The sequence below is a fragment of the Streptomyces sp. NPDC093252 genome, assembly GCF_040683675.1.
Lineage (GTDB): Bacteria > Actinomycetota > Actinomycetes > Streptomycetales > Streptomycetaceae > Streptomyces.
Genome location: NZ_JBFBEM010000014.1, coordinates 204,680 through 223,499, shown reverse-complemented (window position 1 = coordinate 223,499; position 18,820 = coordinate 204,680). Strand labels below are relative to the sequence as shown.

The following is an 18,820-nucleotide window of genomic DNA, read 5'->3' as shown; positions in this document are numbered from 1 at the left end:
TTCGTATCCCCACGATGTCCGGGCCCGCGACGCGGAGAAGCCCAGGACTGCACCTTCTACGGACCCAGAACCCCACGCCTCGCTTGACGAAAGGCATAGAGGCACCCCCACAGGAAGAAGTGGGATGCCACCCCGTCCACTGTTTCCGATAGGGTGCAGCCCGTTCAGCTACCTGCGGAACTCGATACGCGCAGCCCGCACGGCATTCACAGTCCGCCGCCCCCACGATCGCGAGGGAGCGCCGTGGGGATTTGCCAGGGCTGCTTGTACAGCCGCATCGTCACGATCGACCGCTTCATCAGAGGTAATCAGGGCCAATAGTGCGCAGGCTCGCAGACCAAGAGCTGCCGTCTCACGACCCACTTCATTCATGAAGCCGTGAGCCATGAGGTTGCGAACGTTCATCCCCTCCCCAAGCAGGAAGGTTGCGAGGAACCGACTCCAGTCGGGATCAAAGCCATTCTCTGTCAGGGGTTCGAGAAGGACTCCCAATCTAGGAAATTGGCCACTCTTGTCGCCGACTGCCGTTCGATACATTGGCTCATTGAGCTCCAGTAGAAGCGCGCGAGCTGCCGCTTCAACCTTGGGAACTGCCAAATAAGCACTGGCTTCAAACTCGCCCACCCAGTAGAGAACGAAAGATTTTGCCAGGGCACGCGCCAAGCCAGGATGAGCTCCCGATTCAACCAATGACACGTTTAGATCTTCGAATGACGGAATACCAAAGCGCGTCTTGATGAGATCCAGAGCATCCGCCAGAACAATCCCGTGCAAGTGGATATTCATGGTCTCAACACGGATGAGCTCCCGCTGGAGGGCGTCATCCTCGCCGTCAAGAACGCGCTTCGGCAGATCGTTGTCGCCGAACATGACAGTGGTCGCCAGTCGACTAAACACAGACTGATTGAAAACATCGCGCGCCGTGCGTTCATTGACCGCAAGTGTACCGCTCGGCGAATCAGTATGAAACCAGTACCCTAGGGCAGCTAGCCACGTGTCCGCGCGCTCAAACGGACGCAAATAACTGCGAAACAGAGCGTTCGGAATCTTGATTTCAGACTCTATCGTCTTCCATTCCACGGGCGGTGCCGACTGCAGGCGGGAGACCGCAATTTTCTCCAACTCAGGCACATCTAGCTGGCGCGCCCTGGAGGCCGCATTGCTGAGGTGGGTTCTGACAACAATCGCATGGGTGGCTCGGTCGGCGTCGTTCAGATAAGCCATCACCTCAGCCTCACTAGCTTTCCGAATACGAAGGCCGTCACCGACGGCTCTTCTACGCACCAAGGCAGCAACACAAGCGACAATATGTGTATCGGTGTACGTCAACAACGCCTGATCGAGCAGATCGTCCACTCTCGGATCCACTTGCTGTGCATTCTTTTTGCGCTGTGGTGCCGTAAGCGCATCCAGCAGGTGCACAAACACATAGGGGTCGTATTGGCGCGTCAGTGCGTCTCGTGCCATATCGAACATGACGGAGGCCACTTGCTGAGCTAGTGGCACGAGCTTTACCGAACGAGCCAGCGTCCATGCGCGGAGCAACGCATGGCTCTGCTCGGTCATCCGAAGGCTTCCACCGACCAAGTCGAGATAACCGCGAGCAGCCTGCTCGGCCGCATCGCGACGATTAGCAAGGCGGAGAGTGAAGACAATATCAGCGCGGCGAGCCCGCGCCGCAGGATGCGCAACGGCACCTGTTAGCTCGCGCCACAGGGAACGAACTTCATCATCGGAATCATTCAGTGCTCCAGGAAAGGCGGGTCCGTCTAGTGGAACGAGGGATGCACCAGGCCGAGCTGATCCGAGTGGTGTCACCATAAGGTGACACATGAAGATCGTCGCCAGTTCGCGCACCGCCGCAGGATCGAGAGGCGGCGTCAACTTGCAGCGATCTTCTGTACATTGATACTCACCTCGTGGAAGCCCTCGGCTCCTTCGCAGGCCACGTCGGCAAGTTGAGCCAGGGCTGGTACGACGGCAGAGTCATGCTGGTATGGGGCGAGGCCCGATGCAGGAGGCTGATCACGTGACGCGCTGTCAACGAGATTTACATCGTGATCTTCAATTTCAGCACGTTCCACTTCTTACCCCGCTCACATACACAGTCGGCGTCGGCGTGTTCAGTCAACCAGAGCCGAACCTCGCACTCAAAACGGGTATTTGCGCGATCTTCTCCGCCGTGAGATCGTTCCAGACGAGCCCGAGGGGCCGCCTCAGGTGCCGTCGGGAGTGAGCGTGGCCATCATGCGGGCCACACCCTCCCTCTCGGCCGCCGTCGGCCCGATCGAACGGGCGGGTGCAGGGCGCCTCGGGGTCCTCTGGGCACTGTGGGACGATGCCGATGCCTCCACGCGAGCGCGGACCTTGGTAAACATCTCCTCGTCAAGCCGGTACAGGTCCCCATCCCCGGATTCGTAATGACGGAAGATGGCCTCCATCTCGGGCAGTTCATATCTGGACCCATCACTGTGTTCCATCCAGCTCTCCAGGGCCCATTCGGCGTATTCGTCCATGCGGTCTACAACATACTCATGCACCTCTTCGCCTTTTTCGAAATCCGTCAATAGTGAGGCGAAATCCAGGGCATCGCTCAAGGATCGCCGGTCTGGAAGATCGAGCTCCATGATCCATTCGGCTGCCTGGTCGACTGCTCGCGGGAAGAATTCTCTGAGGTCCTGCCTCTTCGAATCACCGAGAAAGCCGAGGATGTCCTGAACCGTCTGCGCATCCCATGCTTCGCTGATCACGCTGCCTTCGCTGATACTCCGCCACCCAATATCATGCACGCGCTCGGACCCCAGAGCGATTCCCAACTCCAGGAAGAGCAGAGCCCGATGGGCGCTGTCATGGGCGGAGTAATGACCTCTCACCACGACGGTCTCCGCCCGGAAGGCAAGCTCCGTACTACGCTCCAACTCCGACATACAGCGCATCAAGGCTTGCAGCACCTGCTCCGCGTTACGGGAGGAGAGCATGGACCATAGCGACTCGACTTGCTCGAAGAGGCGGATGCGACCAACGAAGTCCTTCATCTCGGAGTGATCGGAAGAGATGAAATCACGCATGTAGTCACGCACTGACGGGTTATGGAACTCCACGAACACTACTTCTCCGTGACGCACACTCCTGAGCATCGTCCCATCCAATACCTTCAATGAACTGCGCAGGTCCTGGAGTGCACCCCCCGAAGAGACCCAGACGCCTTCGAGGGTATCCATCCGGATACCGGATAGAAAGGAAAGTTGCGTTTTCAGCAAGAGGATTTCGAATGCACCGATTTGATGGTTCACGATGTGGCCCCAAACGCGAGCGGGGTCATTCAGGTTCGCAATCATTTCGGACGCGATGTGCTTCCCAGTAGTCCCGAACGCTACAGCCTCGGACAGCGTCGCGGCAATAACGCGCGGATTGAAATTCTCGTGCTGCACAACGGGCACGTACGCACCAGGAGAGGCAAATATTGACTTCGTGCGGGCCGGAAGACTGGAGGCAGAGACGTGATTGTAGAGAATTGACGCCCTCGCCTCGTACGTGTAATCGGCTACATCGAGCACGCACGTCTGGACATCGAAACGGTGCCTGTCGAGGCGCTCATATTTCTGCCTGGCCTGCGCGAGAATGTACTCCCGTGTGGTGAGCAAAAACCTCTTGTTGGGGGAGTTCACTGTCCGTTGCATCAGAGATAGGAGGCGGCCGTCCTCGTTCTTCCCTAGCTTTTCATCGATCGCGGTCTGGCCCAGAAAATCGTCGTAGTAGAAAAGTTGAGGAACGTCAGGGTCCCATAGCGCATTTGCTTCCTCCACATCTTCGGAGATCTCTACGATGTCATATCCGTGACTCACGTAGTGGGCACACAGCACATGGCTGAGCGTGGTCTTACCTACTCCCGGAGCCCCGGCGACCACGCACACATGCCGATCGTCAAGAAGTCGCAGCGCCTCCCCGAGGCTGCCGTTGTCGGCATACGTGTGCAATGTGGCCTTTACTGCGTCGGCGAGGGCGTGGGAACGCGTGACGATGCTCTTGGAAATGAGAGAGTTGAGTACCGAAGCGCTCGTCAGCCAGAGTCGCAGATGCCGTCTGACCACCTGGTCGTGCTTGCGGAGAAGCGCATCGATGTCATCTTTGCCGTAGATGTCGCCCGGAGACCTGACGAACGGCTGCAGCATGTCGTACAGCTTGTCCTTGGCGGCACGGCTGAGCTCGACCGATGTGGCAAGGACATAGCGCCCCGGCTTGAGATAGGCGAGCTTGGGGGCCTCGGTCTTCCGCATGTGGGCCAGCAGCTTGGCTCGGCCGGACCGGGGGAAGTGCTTGCACTGCACGATGAGGGCAGGATCGTCTCCCTGCATATGCCGCAGATCCACGCCTCCGTCCGGGCCGGAGGTGAAGATCTCCAGCCGAACGCCGAATTCCAGCTCGAAAAGGTCCTTGCACACGGCCTCGAAGTCGAAGTCCGTCAGCCTGCCGACGTCGAACGTTTCCACGGCCCACCCCCTGCCTGATCATCCGCGGACCGGGCCACTAGCCGGGACTGCGGCCCCGTGGTCCCACTGAACGGGGCGTGGATCAGCATTCCATGAGTCGCGATGCCATCAGCGCCACGGCCGGGCACTCGGTGTACTTCTTGGCCGGCGTCGGGCTGGTGCGCTGCCAGTAGCGGTCGCCGTGCTCGATGGTGTTGCCGTAGGCGTAGCCGACCGGGTGCCCATCCGCGTACGCGAGGACGGCCGTGAACCCCGGCTCGGTGCCGTGTCGGTCCAGGCGTTCACCGAACGCGGTGACCGCGTAGTTCGGCAGGTGGAGGAGTGGGGCGCGCACGTCGGCGTATACGTCGTCGGCCCCGCGCCTGCGGGGTTGGTCCCCATAGGCGAACGGCCAGGGAAGCGCACGCTCCGCCCCAGGGCCGCCGTGATGCCAGGCCACCTCGCGCAGAAGGGTGGGAGCAGCGATGGGTACCCCCTACGGAGTCAGCAAAGCAGCCGACTCCGGTCGCGGCCTTCCTGCACCCGTGAGTTCTCACACGGCAGACAAGAAAGGTCCCGCAACGACTGGAATACCGCATGCGCACATGCCAACGTAGACGACTTCCCGAACTCCCAGGCCACCGATGGCCATCCGCCCGTCATCCAGACTCCTTGGAGACGCCGCTGCACCCGCACCACCCCCACAGTCCCGTTCCACCCGACTCCCCGACCCCGGTGTACTGGGTCACCCCACGCCACCTCGCCGCCCTCGACTGGCGCATGTGGCCCACCGCCCGCAACACCCTCCTCCACACGAGCCCCGACGGCTTGCGCGGCGCCGAATGGACCCTCGCCGCCCATCCCTTCGAACTCGGTGGACTGCCCGTCGCCTGGCAGCTCAGTGCCCGTACGCACACCACGTCCGTGATGACGGAATGGAACGCATACTTCACCCCTGGCACTCCCCCCGAAGCCCTCGCCGACCTCCTCCGTGCCCTGCATGCGCACAAAGCACCCGGCGTCCCCTCCACCGGAACGCGGGACGGGGTCCTTGTCGCACTGACCGCGCTGGGTTGGTTCCGCGATCTTGACAGCCCTCACACCACCGCCGCAGACCCCGCATTCTCCACCACCATTTCCCTGGGAGCCCTGCCGCCGCTCATCCAGGACGCCGACCCTCGTCCCGACGGCGAGGGCTGGCATGCCTGGGCGCAGCCTCTGCTCAGCGAGCCGTACCTGTGGTGCGCGGCCTTCAGCCCGAGCGTCCCCCACGAGTTGGTCACCGCCTTCGCCTCCTCACTCGCCTCACCCGTCCCGGTACCCCGCCACACTCTGCCCGACAACGCCAGGGGCCAGCTGACGATCATCCACCGCACCCAGTAGGCCCAGTAGGGCCCATATCAATCGCACAGTGCGGACCGTCGGGGCAGGACCGTAGTGTTAGCCATAAGACCTGGTTCGTCTCGACCTGGAGGGTGAGGGCCCTCCAGAACGTACGCGACGGAGGGGCGAGCACGTCCTGCGGAGGTCTTGTCCGCTATGCGGAGCCGCTGGTGGCGGGCAGCGGGCTCTACTGCCGTCGTACCGGCTACTTCCGCCCGCCGAGCGCAACGTTCAGCAGAACCTCCACGAGCCGGGACGCGGCATCGGGCTTCCCCATCGCACGGGCAGCTGTCGCCATCATCTCTCGAAGCTGCGGGTCTGACAGAACCGGTTCGAGGGCCGCCCTCAGCGTGGGGGCGTTCACCTGTTCCCCGGTGAGTGCCACGGCGGCTCCGGCCCGCTGGAGGTGGAGGGCGTTGTGTTCCTGCTCGTTGCCCGCCGAGGAGGCGAGGGGGATGAGGAGGGACGGTTTGCCGAGGGCGGTCAGTTCGGAGATGGTGCCCGCGCCACTACGGGAGACGACGACTGAGGCGAGCGCGAGGACGTCGGGCAGTTCGGGGCCGACGAATCCGTCCACCCAGTACCGGGCGGGCAGTTCCGCCGGGAGCCCTGCGGCGGCCTGGCGCGACTTGTCCACCCAGTTCGGTCCGCACTGGTGGATGACGTTGGCGACGGAGAGCAGCCAGGGCAGGTTCTCGCGGATCAGGCCGTTGATCTGTTCGCTGCCCTGGGCGCCGCCCGTGATGTAGACGGTGGGGAGGGCGGGGTCGTAGCCGCTCATTCCGAGGGCGGGGACGGCCTTGGCCGCGTCGCCGGTGAAGACGGTGGGGCGGACGGGGTTGCCGGTGACGACGGCGGAGGTGGCCACGGAGTCCGGCAGGAGGCTGAGGGAGTTCTCCGAGGACAGGGCGACGGCGGTCGCGGAGCGGGCGAGGACGCGGTTGGCGAGGCCGAGCCGTACGGTCTGCTCGTGGATGACCAGGGGGGTCTTCGTCGCGCGGGCGGCGAATCCCACGGGCACGGCGACGTATCCACCGGTGGAGAGGATCACGTCGGCCTGGAAGCGGCGGGCGATGGCACGGGCCTCCAGCACGCCCTTGGGTACGCGGCCCATGTCCCGCATGTTCTCGGCGTTGATCATCTTCAGGGGGTTGCTGGACCGGCGGAGCTTGCCGGTGGGGACGGTCTCGAAGGGGATGCCCTCGGCGGGGGCGACGCGGGATTCGAGTCCCGTGGCGGTGCCGACCCACAGCACATCCACTCCGACGCCGTGCCTGTGCATGACGGTCTGCATCTCGCGGACCGCGGTCAGGGCGGGGTAGGTGTGCCCGCCCGTTCCGCCTCCGGTCACCATCAGCTTGAACGGACGGCGGAAGGAAGCGAAACGGGCAGCAAGGGCGTCGACGGTCACGGGGTGACGGCATCCGATCGTGAGGGCTCCGCATCCGACGAGCCGGAGCCGACGGCGGTCATGCGAACCTGCCGGACGATATCAGGCAGTCTGACCTTGGTGAGGAGCCAGCCGAACCCGGCTACCGTGGCACCCATCTCCCCCACATAGGTGCGCAGGGTGGACCGCTGGCGGTCGGTGAGGACGAACGTCCTCCCCATCGTCTCCGGCAGCCGGTAGCGGCGTACGTCAGGTGACTCCTCCCCTGCCCGTGCGTCCTCCAGCAGGAGGTCGATGTCGAAGTCGGCGATCTGCTGGAGAGCTGCGGGAGGTTCGGTGGTGAAGACCTGCGACAGCTTCAGCCGGTGGTACGCGGCGCCCTCGCGGACGAGCCGGGCCACCAGCGAGGAGCTGCCAGTCGCCGCCCCGGCGCGGCGCAGGACGGCGAGCGCGGCCCGCACCGCGACGTCGGTGAGATCAACTAGAGCCTCCGAAATCATCCGCATGCGGTAGGTGTAGAGCAGGTTGTTGCCCAGCTCGCCGACGATGTAGCGGTCGACGTTCGCCGTGGCGAAGCGCATCAGATCCTGCCGGTCGTCCCACAGTTGCTCGTCGGTCTCCTTCAGGAATTCCTCCAGTACGCCGGTGAGGTTGCCGCCGTGTGGCTGGCCGGCGCATTCCTCCAGCCAGGTCATCGGGGAGATCTTGTGCGCGCGGAGCACGGCGAGGATCGTGCCGAAGACGCCGCTGTTGTAGAGCGAGGCGACCAGCAGGTCCATCACCCGGCACTCGCGGTAGTCCTCGTACGACAGGTTTGGCAGTTCGACGCACACCTCGTCCAGCTCGGCCGCGCGGACCTCCTTGCCCAGGACGGTGTAGCGGCCGAAGCAGCGCGGCATGACCCGCCACTTCGCGCCCAGGCCCCACCGGGCCCGGTACGCGACCGCGTACATCTCCGAGGACGGGAGCAGGGTGAGCTGGAACATGTTGAGCCGGTCGAACCGGGCATCCATCAGCCCGCGCAGGCTGTCGAAGTGCTTGTCCTTGGAGTCATCCGGCAGGGCGAGGATCACCTCGCTGTACGACTGGGCCCCGGCCTGCGCCGACTGGAGGGCGATCTCCATCATCTTCCCGGCCGAGATGTTCTTGCGTGCGACGGCGGTGAGGACATCGGTGTCGAGGGACTGCACCGACCCGGACAGGCTGATGGTGCCGGGCACCTGGGCGACCGCCTCCAGGACCCGTTCGCGCTGGTTCTTGCCGGTGGTCACGTTCACCACCCGTGGCCAGCCGTAGAGCCTCTGGCACTCGGCGAGGACCTGGCAGGTGTGCCGGTCCTCGGGGAACATGCCAAAGTTGCTGTCGGTGATCAGCAGCTCGTTGCGTGCCGTTCCGGCGGTGACGAGCGGTGCCATGCGCCGGCCGATGTAGTGCAGCTCGGCTTCGACCTCGGCACGCGGGCGCTTGGCGACCCTGGAGAAGTAGTGCTGGCCCTCGGTACAGAAGGTGCAGGAGAACGGGCACCCGCGGGTGGTCGTGACCGTCGGGACGCCGCCGCGGTCGAAGAACTGGTCGAGCAGCCCGGCCGTGTACGGCGAGGGGACGTCGGCGAGGTCGCGGATGCGGTTGCGCGGCCGGGGTGTGTGCACCTCGCGCCGGTCGGGGGACAGGGAGTGCACGCCGGGGATCGTGTCGCGGACCTTGGGCGCCGGCTTGCTGTTCAGGTGCAGCAGCAGATCGGCGAACGCGGCCTCGCCCTCGCCGTCGACGTAGAAGTCGACGGCCCCGGCCAGGCGCTCGTACCAGAAGCGGACCTGGTCGGCGCGCAGCAGCGGGTAGTGCGGTCCGCCCATGACGACGGTCGTGCCCGGGAACTTCTCCTTGATGACGCGGGCGAAGCCGATCGACAGGTGGGCGTTCCAGATGTAGTGGGAGAACCCGATCACGTCGGGCGCCCCGTGCGTCTCCAGTGCCTTCGCCAGATCCTCCGGGAATTTGAAGATCTGCGGGACGTGCTGGAAGTCCATGACGGTGGCGGCGTGGGTGGCGAGTCCGGCGACGGCCTGTGGCATCGTCTCGGCGGACACGGTCTGCTGCGTGTAGGTGAGGTCGCAGAGCCAGACCTTCAGCCTCATCTTCGGCCGCCGCTCGGGTGCGGCAGGGAAGGGCGCTGCGGGTAGTGGCATCCCCAGGTCGGCGGTCGTCATCGCGCATCAGCTCCCGTAGCACGCAGGAACATCTGCCACAGGAGGCGGCGCCGCTCCTCCGGCACCCCCTCCTGCCCCGGTCCCAGGGCCTCGCGGCCGTGCACGCACAGGTGCTGGTTCACGACGACCAGGTCCCCGAAACCGAGCAGGAACCTCTTCTGCTCGGCGATCAGCTCCCGCTCCAGCGCGCGCACGGCGCTGGTGTGCGGGTCCCGGAAGTCCATGGCGGGGAGCATCTTCGCGGTGAACCGGACGAAGCCCTCCGCCGGCAGCAGACCGTCAAGCACCGGGAACGGGTCGTACTCCGTGCCGACGCCGGTCAGGTCGTGGAACGCCCCGTCGTGGAACACCGGCTCCGCGAGGAAGGCACGCTCGCCCTCGCTGAGCCGGTCCACGGCCCGGCGGAGCTGCGAGACGATGCTGTACCCCTCGCCCTGCGGGTCGGGGCGCACGCACAGCAGGGCGCTGTAGTCGGGCGGCTCGGTCGCGTTCACCACGTCGATGTGCAGCGGGTTGTACCCGGAGCCGGTGGCACGCATCGGGTCGATGGCCAGATTCGTGCCCAGCGGCTTCCACAGCGGCCACTTGTCAAACGCCCGCAACGGCCGGCCGAGCCAGGACAGCAGGACCGTGGCGGCCTTCCGCCCGTCGTCCAGGCCGTAGTGGTCGAGCAACGGCCCCGCCTCGATGACGGCGAACCCGTCGTCGTCGGGGTCGTCGAGGAGGGCCCGGCAGCGGCGTACGACGATCTGCGCGTCGGCCGACTCGGCGCGGACCCGGTCGTAGGCCGCACTGACGTCGCCACGCAGCAGACCCCTGTCGAGTTCGGCGGACGGAAGGCCGATGACCTTCGCGCCGAGGAGTTCGATCAGCGGGTCGGGCAGGGGGACACGGAAGGTGGTGCTCGGTGGCACGGTCATACTGGTTTTCTCCTATTGCCTTCGGAGCTTCACGGAGCAGAGGGAGGCACCGGCGCGGGGCGCTGTGCGCCCCGTGGGAAAAGGCGGATGGTGCCGCGTTCTCCGCACGCCGGACGATGGGAGCCGTCTCCCGGCCCACGCCGTGCGAAGCGGTGGGCCGGGAAGCGGAACGAACGTGGAGCAGACACCTGCGTTTCGTGGCCGGTGTGCCTCGGAGCGCAGGCGGCGATCTAGGAACCGTCCTGCTGCTGGCCCTTGAGGTGGCCTGTCAGCAGATTGACCAGGCTCGCGTCCACTGCGCGTTGAGCGGCGGTGCGCGAGGCGTCCGCAGCGCCGGCGGCTGCCTGGCCCATCACGACGAGGGGATCGGGCTCGCTGCTGTTCGGTTTGTCAGTCATGTGTGGTGCTCTCTGTGGGATTCGGAGTCGCCGAGGAGGAAGCGGGTGTTGCCGTGGCATCGGTTACTGGTTGTCGGAGCTTCATCCCGACCTGCGAAAAGAGCAGCAGCGGGCTGGTAAGGAGAGCACGCGGCCGGAGTCAATGAGGGAGAGGACGGTCACCGGCTGGGCCAGCCAGCAAGCGCGTGGCAAGTGACCCTTCACATCCGACCTCCGCCGACGAAATCGGGCAACGGACCGGTGTCGTCGCTGACGACATCGAGGAGGTCGGAGGCGGCCAGCGCCAGCCGACGCAGGTGGGCGCGGTCGTCCATGAACTCGCCCATAGGTCGCGTCCAACCAGCGCGTACGCCCTCAGCGCGTGCCACGGCGTCGGCGAGAGCGGGGACGGGTGCGCCGAGCCCGCCCATGCGCTCCCGGGCGATGCGCACGAGTTGGCCGAGTATGCGGTCCGATCGAGTCAGGCATCGACCCAATTCCGCCACCGCCGCACTTCCGGGGTCCGGGATCTCCTCCGCAACAGTCCTACGGCGGCGAATCAGGCCATGCCCATCAGTTCGATGCTTAGGTCCTGCGATGCCGATCGGTCCGGCGGATTCACCCAGGACGGCATCGAGATCGTTTTCCAAGTCATCGTCATGGAGAAAGGAGTGCCGCAGGGCGGCCAGCAGTGCCCCGGCACTCTTGGCGAACTGCCCATCGGTGAGCCGATCCGAGGCAGCGCTCATTCCGCCTCACCAGACGTCGTCTCGTACAGGAACGAGCACCACGTCTCCTCGCCCGTGCTGTCCCAGTCGTCCGCGAGCGCGTTCACCAGGGCGATCCCCCGCCCTGAAACATCGTCGGGGCCAGCCTCTTTCAGCACTGCCGGAGCCGGATCGCTGTCCACCACCGAAATCAGGAGCCTGCCCTCAGCGGCGCGGACCAGCAGATCGACCGGTCCGTCACCATGCTCGATGGCGTTGGTGACGAGTTCCGACAGCGCCAGCACGACGTCATCGAGGACCGGCCCCACCAGCCCGGACCGCCTCAGGAAGGCTTTCACCGCCGCCCGCATCTCCGCAACGGCGGACATGTCGGGCAGGAACACCGCCTGGAAGACATGGGTCTCCGCTGGTGCGCTCTCTTGCCTCGGAGGGCTCTGTCGGGCCTGTCGAAACGAGTGCGCGCTCGACGGGCGTTCTGTCACTGCACGGCTGTCGGTGCCCCCACCGGGCGGGGCCGCCTCTTGGAGCCTGGTCATGGAAGCCATGGCACCGCGTCTCAAAGCGAACCACCAGGGGAACTCAGAGGGGGGAAACTCTGTCAAGGGGGGAAATCAGAGGGGGAATTGGGGTCATGATTGGATTCGCCCCCCAACAGAGGTCACACTCATGTCAGAGCCAGATCCGTTCGCCGCGCTGCTGCTACGGCTCCGGAAAGAGGCCGGCCGGACCCAGGAAAGGCACGCGGAGGCCATCAACGCCGTCTCCGGCAGAGAGACGCTTACCCGCCGCGAGATCAGCCGCTACGAGAAATTCGAGACGGTTCCGACCGACCACACACTGGAACACATCGCGGTGGCCTGCGGTATCCCGTTCGAGGATCTGAGGCGGGAGGCCCAGGCCGCCCGCGCCAGACGGAAGGGACGTGATCGTGACGAAGAGGAACAGAACGACGTGAATCGCCGCAGACTGCTGGGAGGCGCCGCCATAGGTGTGAGCGCGGCGGCCGAGCCGTGGGGACGGCTCGCCTTCGCCCTCGACAAGGGCTCCAAGATCGACACCCCGTCGACGAACGCACTCGTCGAGCGGGCCGCCGAACTCCACGTCAGGGAACTCAACCTCAGTGCCCGGCAACTGCAGAGCACCGTCGAATCCCACCTCGACGCGATCACCCAAGCCCTGCCCCGCGCCGGCGAGAACGAACGGGCGCTCACCATCGCCGCCGGAGAGACCGCCGCCCTGGCCGGATGGCTGGCCTGGGACCTGGGCCAGCACGACAAAGCAGGCGCCTACTACAAGGTCACCTCACGATGCGCCGATGCCGCCGGGTACCCGCCGCTCCGAGCGCTGGCCCTGACGTACGCCAGCTACGGAACCATGGCGCCCAAGAAGAAGCTGGAGCTCCTTTCCCAGGCCACCCAGGACGTACGCGGCCGGGGAAACGCCGCCGCTGCCGCCTGGGTCTTCGGCCGACACGCCGAGGAGAGGGCGGCACTGGGAGACGGTACGGGGGCGCTGCGCGCACTGGAACGGGCGCACGTCGCCTACGACTTCGCGGATCACGCCAGTGAACAGTCCTGGGTACGGTTCATCACCCCGTACCGCATGGACTCTCTATCCCTGTCCGTGTACGGACAGTTGGGACGGTTCGAACTCACCGCCATGGCCGACACCGCCGTGGACCGGCTGGGGAAGGGCCTGTCCGCCAGCGGGGTCGTCGTACTCGGTGATCTATCGGCGGCGTTGCTCCGTGGAGGAGACGTCGACCGGGGCGTCCACGTGGCACGTCAGTTCGTGGCCGCATCGCAGGCCAAACCGAACACTATGGGCAGGCAACGCGCTCGGGCGGTTGCCCACAATCTGCCCGAGCAGGAGAGAGAACTCGTTCATCACCTCCGCCAGTTCGCAGCCTGAACCCTCCCGGTCTCGCCGTACGGTGCCAGGGGCGAACACCGGTCACACGGCAGCGCGTCAGCTCCGGGTCGTCTCTTCAGCCACCCAGGACAGGTAGGCGTCCGACCCACCGGTGACTGGCAGAGTGGTCCAGTGAGGCACCTCGTAGCGGTGCCTCTCGGCCACCCACGCCTCCAGTTCCTGGAGACGGTCCGTCGTCGTCATGTACGAGACCCGCCACTCCTTCGCCGTCACGACCGTGCCCTTCCACCGGTAGACAGCGGTGATCGGCGCGTCGATGTGAACCCCCGCCGCCAGCCTGTTCTCCACCGCGCCCCGCGCCAGCGCCTGCGCCTGGTCCTCGTCACCGGTGGTCGTCTGCGCAATCACGATGTCCGCCACGCCACTGCCTCTCCAGGTGGGAATGGCTCGACCCTACCCAGCGGCCTTCCGCCCTACGGCTCACTGCCCCAGCACGGAGGCCGAGGCACCGACCACACGTCCTACGCACTGACACGCAGACCGACCCGCGCGTTGTTGCCCAGCCGAGAGGCGTCACCCGTGGTCAGTGGTGTTTCGTCCCGGGCGGGTTCGGGGTGGTGATGATGGCGGTCCTGCCGGTCGGGATCGTGGGGCGCTGTTCTGTGTTCTTGGTCCGGGTGGCGTGTGCCGCGAGCGCTGCCGGGGTGGTGGTGAGGTGTTGGATGCGCCAGAGGAGGACGCGTGCGGGGTGGCGGGCGTCGTCGAAGCGGCGTTGGCCGGCGGCATGGCGGAGGAGTGCTTCCGGGTTGTGGCCTGTGGATTCGGCGTGGGCGAGGACGGTGGTGAGGGCGGGGAAGTCCTGGTCCTTGGTGATCTGCTCGGCGTGGGTGGGGAGGGTCTGGTGGAGGTGGCGGATGTAGCGGTCGGTGTTGTGCTGGGGTGGGCGTCGGGCGGTGAGGGCTGCCAGGGGTGCGGCAGCTGCTTGGTCGTAGGCGGTCTGGATGTGGGTGAGGGTGTTGTGGGCGGCGGTTGTCTGCTGGTCGTGGTGGCGGAGCTGGTGCCAGCGGATGACGGCGGTGATGGCCAGGAGCGTGACGTCGAGGAGCATCGCCAGGCCGGTCTGGCTGTGTGGGGCGGGTGGGCGGAGGATGTTCCTGACGGCGTTGCGCAGAGTGTGGGTGTGGTGGTGTTCGGCGTGGATGCGGGAGCGGGTGGCGCGTTCGTAGGCGGCTGCGGCTTGGCGGAGTTGTGGCTGGAGGGGGTTGGGGGCGAGGAGGGGGAGGATGTCGAGGAGTTCTCCGAGGGCGGTGATGTGGGCCTGGGCGGCGGGGTCGTCGTCGTGGGTGAGGTGGTGGGGGATGCGTTCGGTGGCGGTGATGATCTCGTGCCAGGGGTCGGGCGAGGGCTCACGGAGGGTCGGGGTGGTGTTCTCCAGGCGTTTGCGGATCTTGGGGAGGGAGAGGTCGGGGGCGAGCTGGGAGCCGGAGAACCAGACGGGTTCGCCGGTGGCGGTGAGGGTGTCGGTGGTGGCGACTTTGTAGCCGCGTACGTCGCCGGAGGGGAGGTGGACGGTCTCGGCGCGGATGCCGTCGGTGTGCTGGAGGATGTGGAGGAATTCGTCGGTGCTGGTGGCGGCTGCGGCGGCGGTGCGGACGGCCGCGCGGAGGCGTTCGCGGGCGGTGCGGGTGTGGCCGTTGCGGCGTGCCTTCTCCTGTTCGGCGCGGGTGGGGCGTTTGGCGGCGGTGCGGTCGCCGCGTGGGACCTGGTGCAGGCCGTGTTCCTTCTCGATGGCGGCGAGTTCGTGGTCGGCGTTGAGGTAGTCGTTCCAGTGGCGTGCGGTGCGCAGGTCGGCGCGGACTGTGGTGGCGGCGATGTGGATGTGGTCGGGTGCGTGGCGGACCGCGACCCACCGGCAGGCGTCGGGATCGTTGTCGGGGGCGATGCCGGTGGCGGCGACGACGCGTCGGGCGATGTGGGCCCATTCGTCGTCGCTGAGGTGGCGGTCGCTGCGGGTGGCGCGGATGGAACAGTGCCAGACGTGCCGTTCGGGTGCCCGGCCGAGGCGGCGGGCCTGTTTCACGTGCAGGTCGAGGTCGGCGACGAGGTGTTTCCGTGTGGTGGTGGGGTTGTCGGTTCGGCCGGGGTCGGGGGCGAAGCCGTCCCAGGAGGCGACGAGGTGGGGGTCGGTGTGTTCATTGGCTTTGCCGGGGCCGAAGAGGTAGCGGATGAGTCCGGCGGTGTCCTTGCCGCCGCTGATCTTCGCGATCACCGGACGCCGTTCCGGGTGATGGCCTGGGTGGCGGCTGTGGCGATCTCGGCGATGGTGGTCCGGACGGTGGTGAGGGTGTGTTCGGCTTGGGCGAGGGTGGTGTCGGCGGGGTGGGGGTGGGCGCCGGAGTTGAGTCTGCGGGCGATCTGGTTGATGTTGCCGCCGATCCGGGCGACCTGTGCTCGGAGGGCGTTGAGTTCGTCGATGTAGTCGTCGAGGGGGGTGCGCTGGCCGGGGAGGGTGAGGTCGCCGTGGAGGTGGGCCATGACGACGGCGCCGATGTAGTGCGCGCCGGCGATGTTCAGGGAGCGGGCCCTGCGCAGGATTGCGGTCTTCTCTTCGTGGCTGTAGCGGACGTCGACGCGGTGTGTGCGCTGGGTGTGCTCGCGGGTGCGGCGGCGGGCGACGCGGTGCACGGCGGCGGCTTCGGCGGCACGCGGCAACGGCAGCACGACGGTTGCGGTGTCGGCGGACGGTTCCTCCTTTCCGGGCGCCCCCTGGTGCCCGGCCGCCTCCGCCACCCCCGGGGCGGAGGCACCGCCGGTGGGGCTGTCCTTGGACGGTCCAGCGGCATACCTTGCTGGCCTGGGCCCGGCTGGATCGACGGCTTCCCGCAGCGGGGTCGGCTCGGCAGCGTGCTTCGGCTCGGGCGGGGGCACATCGGGTGTGTGGTCGGGGTGGTGCGGGTGGTGGGGCACGTGGGGCTCTCCGGAAGTGGCGGTGTGAGTGATCGGGCCGCTGCGAAGGAGCGGCGGGGCTGTGGCCGGCGCGCTGTCCACAGGTGTGGACCGGCTGGCGCGGGGTGGTGTCGTGGTGGGCCGGTACGGGGTGACCGGAAGGGGGTTCCGGTCACCCCGGGGGGAGTTTCGGTCAGCCGCTGTCCGGACCGGCCGTGTGGGCGGTTTCGATTTCCGGGCGGAGGATCGTCATCACCTCGGTCTGCCGTTCGCTTCCGATGGTCAGGTCCTGGTCCTCGACGGCTTCGCGGAGGAGGGCCCGGCTGAGGGTGCCGTGTTCGGCGAGGGCTGCCCGGCCGATCTCCACCAGCTCGTGGATCGTGGCCTTCGCCGGACGGCCACCCTGGGGCCTGGCATCCTGCCTGTCGGGCGATGGCAGCGAAGAGGAGACAGGATCGGGAACGGCAGCAGGAGGCTGCTCCGGTGGTTCGGAAGCACGGACGGGCGGGGTGACCTGGGGTCCCGGTGCCCGGAGAGGCTGGTCTTCTGGCGGGTCGACGAGTTGGTGGATCTGCCGCATCAGGACGCCGAAGGCGAGCAGTGCTGCGGTCGGGGGCACTGCGGCGACGACGTAGTCGAGCAGGGGTACGGGGCGGGCGCTGTCCGTGCCGGCGACTCCGGCGACGTTGAGTGCGATGGAGCCGAGCGCTCCGGTGCCTGTCAGGGCGACAGCCCACCTGTCGGTGACTCCGCGCAGGCCGGCGCGGAGCATGAGCAGTTCGCCCGCGACGATGAACGCGTCGAGGGTCGAGGGCCAGGCCCAGCGCCGGACCGGCGAGTGCCCCAGCCCGTGCTGACCGGCGACTTCGGCCAGGTGGGCGTAGGACAGCCAGAACGCTCCCGCGGTGAGAGCGACGATGACGGCCCCGGCGGCAGCAAGTACGTACCGCTCGGCGGTCTGTCTGCTGTGCGCCGGCTTGCCGTGACGGAGGTGGTGGGCGCGTGTCGGTGTGGGTGTGGTGGGGTGGGTCAAGCGGGAGGCTCCTGGGGTTGGCGGGGTGATCCGTCTTGTCCGTCCCGGGCGTTGCAAGCGCAGGTCAGAGCAGGTACGGCAGTGGTCCCGGACGTCCGTCCCGGCGGTGTCCTCGGCCGCCGCACAGGGCAGAACCTGCGGGCGTGCCGTGCCCACCAGCGCTCCCGTGGGCTGGGACGGCACGATGGATTCGTGCCGTCCCGGCCGACCGCGCCCTGACCTGGGGCGATACGGCAGGGACGTCCGGGACGGCACAAGACGGATCAGGTCAGCTTTCGGACGGGCACTGCGGACTGTTCATGATCGGGTTGCCGTCCCGTCCCGGGCTCCCGTCCCAGCCGCATGGTGTCTGACCTGCACGATCACGGCAGGGACGGCAGGGACGGCCACACGGGGGATGCGGGCCTCAGCCCGATGCAGGGACGGTGGATTCGACGTTCACTGAGTGAACGCTCAGCTCGGGGACGGTTCGGTGTTCACTGAGTGAACGCTTAGGTTCTGTTTCTCGGATCTCCTGACAGGGCTTTGTGTACAGGTCCAGGCTCTTTGGTGTGGGTGGACGAGGAGCTTTGACGAACGCGGAATGGGGGCGGCTTGAGCCGCTCCTGCCTCGCGGCGGGACTCGGGGTGGTCGCTGGAGTGACCACCGCAAGGTGATCGACGGTGTCCTGTTCCGGGTCCGGACGGGCGTTCAGTGGCGTGATCTCCCGGAACGGTTCGGGCCCTGGGAGACGGTGTACAAGCGGCACCGTCGCTGGTCGGCCGACGGCACCTGGGAGCGTCTGCTGGCGCGGGTCCAGGCGGAACAGGACGCCGTCGGCGGGATCGACTGGGATGTGTCGGTGGACTCGACCACTGCCCGGGCCCACCAGCACGCGGCCGGGGCGCCGAGGGCTGCGCCGCCGGAGTTTCCTGCGTCAAAGGGGGATCATCGCGGGACGGAACGGGGCGATCCGGTGTGGCGAAGCCTGTCCGCCCGGCTGGCGGAGGTGGTCAGACAGGCGAGTGTCCAGGTCGCTCACGGGGCGGCTTCAGCACCAAGATCCATCTGTCGGCCGAGGGCCGCTGTCGCCCGTTGTCAACGCTGCTGACGCCCGGGCAGTACGGCGACAGCCCGCAGTTCGAGGCCGTGCCGGAGAAGATCCGGGTGCCGCGCATCGGGCGGGGCCGGCCGCGTACCCGGCCGGACAGCCTCAGTGCGGACAAGGCTTACAGCTCCCGGAACAACCGCCGTTACCTGCGGCGGCGCAAGATCCGGCACACCATCCCCGAGCCTCGCGACCAGCGGGCCAACCGGCGCGGGCGCGGTTCGGCCGGCGGACGGCCAGCCGGATTCGACAGACAGCGGTACAAGAAGCGCAACGTCGTCGAGCGGGCGATCAACCGCCTCAAGAACCACCGGGCCGTGGCCACCCGCTACGACAAACGCGCCTACATCTACCTCGGAACCGTCACCGTCGCATCCCTGGCCATCTGGCTCCGCACATGATCCGAG

14 protein-coding genes and 2 pseudogenes are annotated in these 18,820 nt (G+C 66.8%); 3 read left to right on the top strand and 13 right to left on the bottom strand.

Annotated features, from left to right (window positions below):
- Nucleotides 1–168: 168 nt before the first annotated feature.
- The 3 genes and pseudogenes from AB0O01_RS28005 to AB0O01_RS27995 form a co-directional block, all read right to left on the bottom strand.
- Nucleotides 169–1,857 carry a hypothetical protein gene (locus AB0O01_RS28005; RefSeq protein ID WP_365317557.1) on the bottom strand — a complete coding sequence of 563 codons (1,689 nt, stop codon included), beginning with the start codon at nucleotides 1,855–1,857 and terminating at the stop codon, nucleotides 169–171.
- Nucleotides 1,858–2,216: 359 nt separating this feature from the next.
- Entirely contained in the window at nucleotides 2,217–4,490 is a 2,274-nt protein-coding gene (locus tag AB0O01_RS28000; RefSeq protein ID WP_365317555.1) for a restriction endonuclease, read from the bottom strand.
- A gap of 109 nt (nucleotides 4,491–4,599) precedes the next feature.
- Nucleotides 4,600–4,839: pseudogene (locus tag AB0O01_RS27995) on the bottom strand (GNAT family N-acetyltransferase); the annotation flags it as partial.
- 302 nt (nucleotides 4,840–5,141) lie between these two features.
- On the opposite strand from AB0O01_RS27995, the gene AB0O01_RS27990 reads away from it, so the two are divergent.
- Nucleotides 5,142–5,852, top strand: coding sequence for a DUF317 domain-containing protein (locus tag AB0O01_RS27990; RefSeq protein WP_365317554.1), 711 nt, complete (start codon nucleotides 5,142–5,144; stop codon nucleotides 5,850–5,852).
- A 205-nt stretch (nucleotides 5,853–6,057) separates the two neighbouring features.
- Here AB0O01_RS27990 and AB0O01_RS27985 read toward each other — a convergent pair whose 3' ends face one another.
- The 6 genes from AB0O01_RS27985 to AB0O01_RS27960 all read right to left on the bottom strand — a co-directional run bounded on the left by AB0O01_RS27985 (nucleotide 6,058) and on the right by AB0O01_RS27960 (nucleotide 11,857).
- On the bottom strand, nucleotides 6,058–7,263 hold the full coding sequence (locus AB0O01_RS27985; RefSeq protein WP_365317553.1) for a UDP-N-acetylglucosamine--N-acetylmuramyl-(pentapeptide) pyrophosphoryl-undecaprenol N-acetylglucosamine transferase: 1,206 nt from the start codon (nucleotides 7,261–7,263) through the stop codon (nucleotides 6,058–6,060).
- Nucleotides 7,260–9,449 (bottom strand): cobalamin-dependent protein, encoded by a 2,190-nt coding sequence (locus AB0O01_RS27980; RefSeq protein ID WP_365317552.1) that lies wholly within the window; start codon nucleotides 9,447–9,449, stop codon nucleotides 7,260–7,262. The genes AB0O01_RS27985 and AB0O01_RS27980 overlap by 4 nt, the downstream gene beginning before the upstream one ends.
- Nucleotides 9,446–10,369 (bottom strand): TauD/TfdA family dioxygenase, encoded by a 924-nt coding sequence (locus AB0O01_RS27975; protein ID WP_365317550.1) that lies wholly within the window; start codon nucleotides 10,367–10,369, stop codon nucleotides 9,446–9,448. The genes AB0O01_RS27980 and AB0O01_RS27975 overlap by 4 nt, the downstream gene beginning before the upstream one ends.
- 230 nt (nucleotides 10,370–10,599) lie before the next feature.
- Nucleotides 10,600–10,767, bottom strand: coding sequence for a hypothetical protein (locus AB0O01_RS27970; RefSeq protein WP_365317548.1), 168 nt, complete (start codon nucleotides 10,765–10,767; stop codon nucleotides 10,600–10,602).
- A gap of 200 nt (nucleotides 10,768–10,967) precedes the next feature.
- Nucleotides 10,968–11,495 carry a hypothetical protein gene (locus AB0O01_RS27965; RefSeq protein ID WP_365317546.1) on the bottom strand — a complete coding sequence of 176 codons (528 nt, stop codon included), beginning with the start codon at nucleotides 11,493–11,495 and terminating at the stop codon, nucleotides 10,968–10,970.
- On the bottom strand, nucleotides 11,492–11,857 hold the full coding sequence (locus tag AB0O01_RS27960; protein ID WP_365317544.1) for an ATP-binding protein: 366 nt from the start codon (nucleotides 11,855–11,857) through the stop codon (nucleotides 11,492–11,494). The genes AB0O01_RS27965 and AB0O01_RS27960 overlap by 4 nt, the downstream gene beginning before the upstream one ends.
- 283 nt (nucleotides 11,858–12,140) lie before the next feature.
- Here AB0O01_RS27960 and AB0O01_RS27955 point away from each other — a divergent pair, with 283 nt between their 5' ends.
- Nucleotides 12,141–13,385, top strand: a complete 1,245-nt coding sequence (locus AB0O01_RS27955; protein ID WP_365317542.1) for a helix-turn-helix transcriptional regulator — start codon at nucleotides 12,141–12,143, stop codon at nucleotides 13,383–13,385.
- A gap of 57 nt (nucleotides 13,386–13,442) precedes the next feature.
- On the opposite strand, the gene cutA is transcribed toward AB0O01_RS27955, so the two are convergent.
- The 4 genes from cutA to AB0O01_RS27935 all read right to left on the bottom strand — a co-directional run bounded on the left by cutA (nucleotide 13,443) and on the right by AB0O01_RS27935 (nucleotide 17,325).
- Complete coding sequence (cutA, locus tag AB0O01_RS27950) at nucleotides 13,443–13,766, bottom strand: divalent-cation tolerance protein CutA (protein ID WP_365317540.1); 324 nt, start codon at nucleotides 13,764–13,766, stop codon at nucleotides 13,443–13,445.
- A 163-nt stretch (nucleotides 13,767–13,929) separates the two neighbouring features.
- Nucleotides 13,930–15,615 (bottom strand): mobilization protein, encoded by a 1,686-nt coding sequence (locus tag AB0O01_RS27945; protein ID WP_365317538.1) that lies wholly within the window; start codon nucleotides 15,613–15,615, stop codon nucleotides 13,930–13,932.
- Nucleotides 15,612–16,232, bottom strand: a complete 621-nt coding sequence (mobC, locus tag AB0O01_RS27940) for a plasmid mobilization relaxosome protein MobC (protein ID WP_365317622.1) — start codon at nucleotides 16,230–16,232, stop codon at nucleotides 15,612–15,614. Before mobC ends, AB0O01_RS27945 begins: the two co-directional genes overlap by 4 nt.
- A gap of 253 nt (nucleotides 16,233–16,485) precedes the next feature.
- A complete protein-coding gene (locus AB0O01_RS27935; protein ID WP_365317537.1) occupies nucleotides 16,486–17,325 on the bottom strand; it encodes a DUF2637 domain-containing protein in 840 nt (279 codons plus the stop codon).
- Between the two features lie 551 nt (nucleotides 17,326–17,876).
- On the opposite strand from AB0O01_RS27935, the pseudogene AB0O01_RS27930 reads away from it, so the two are divergent.
- A pseudogene (locus AB0O01_RS27930) lies at nucleotides 17,877–18,814 on the top strand (IS5 family transposase).
- Nucleotides 18,815–18,820: the final 6 nt, after the last annotated feature.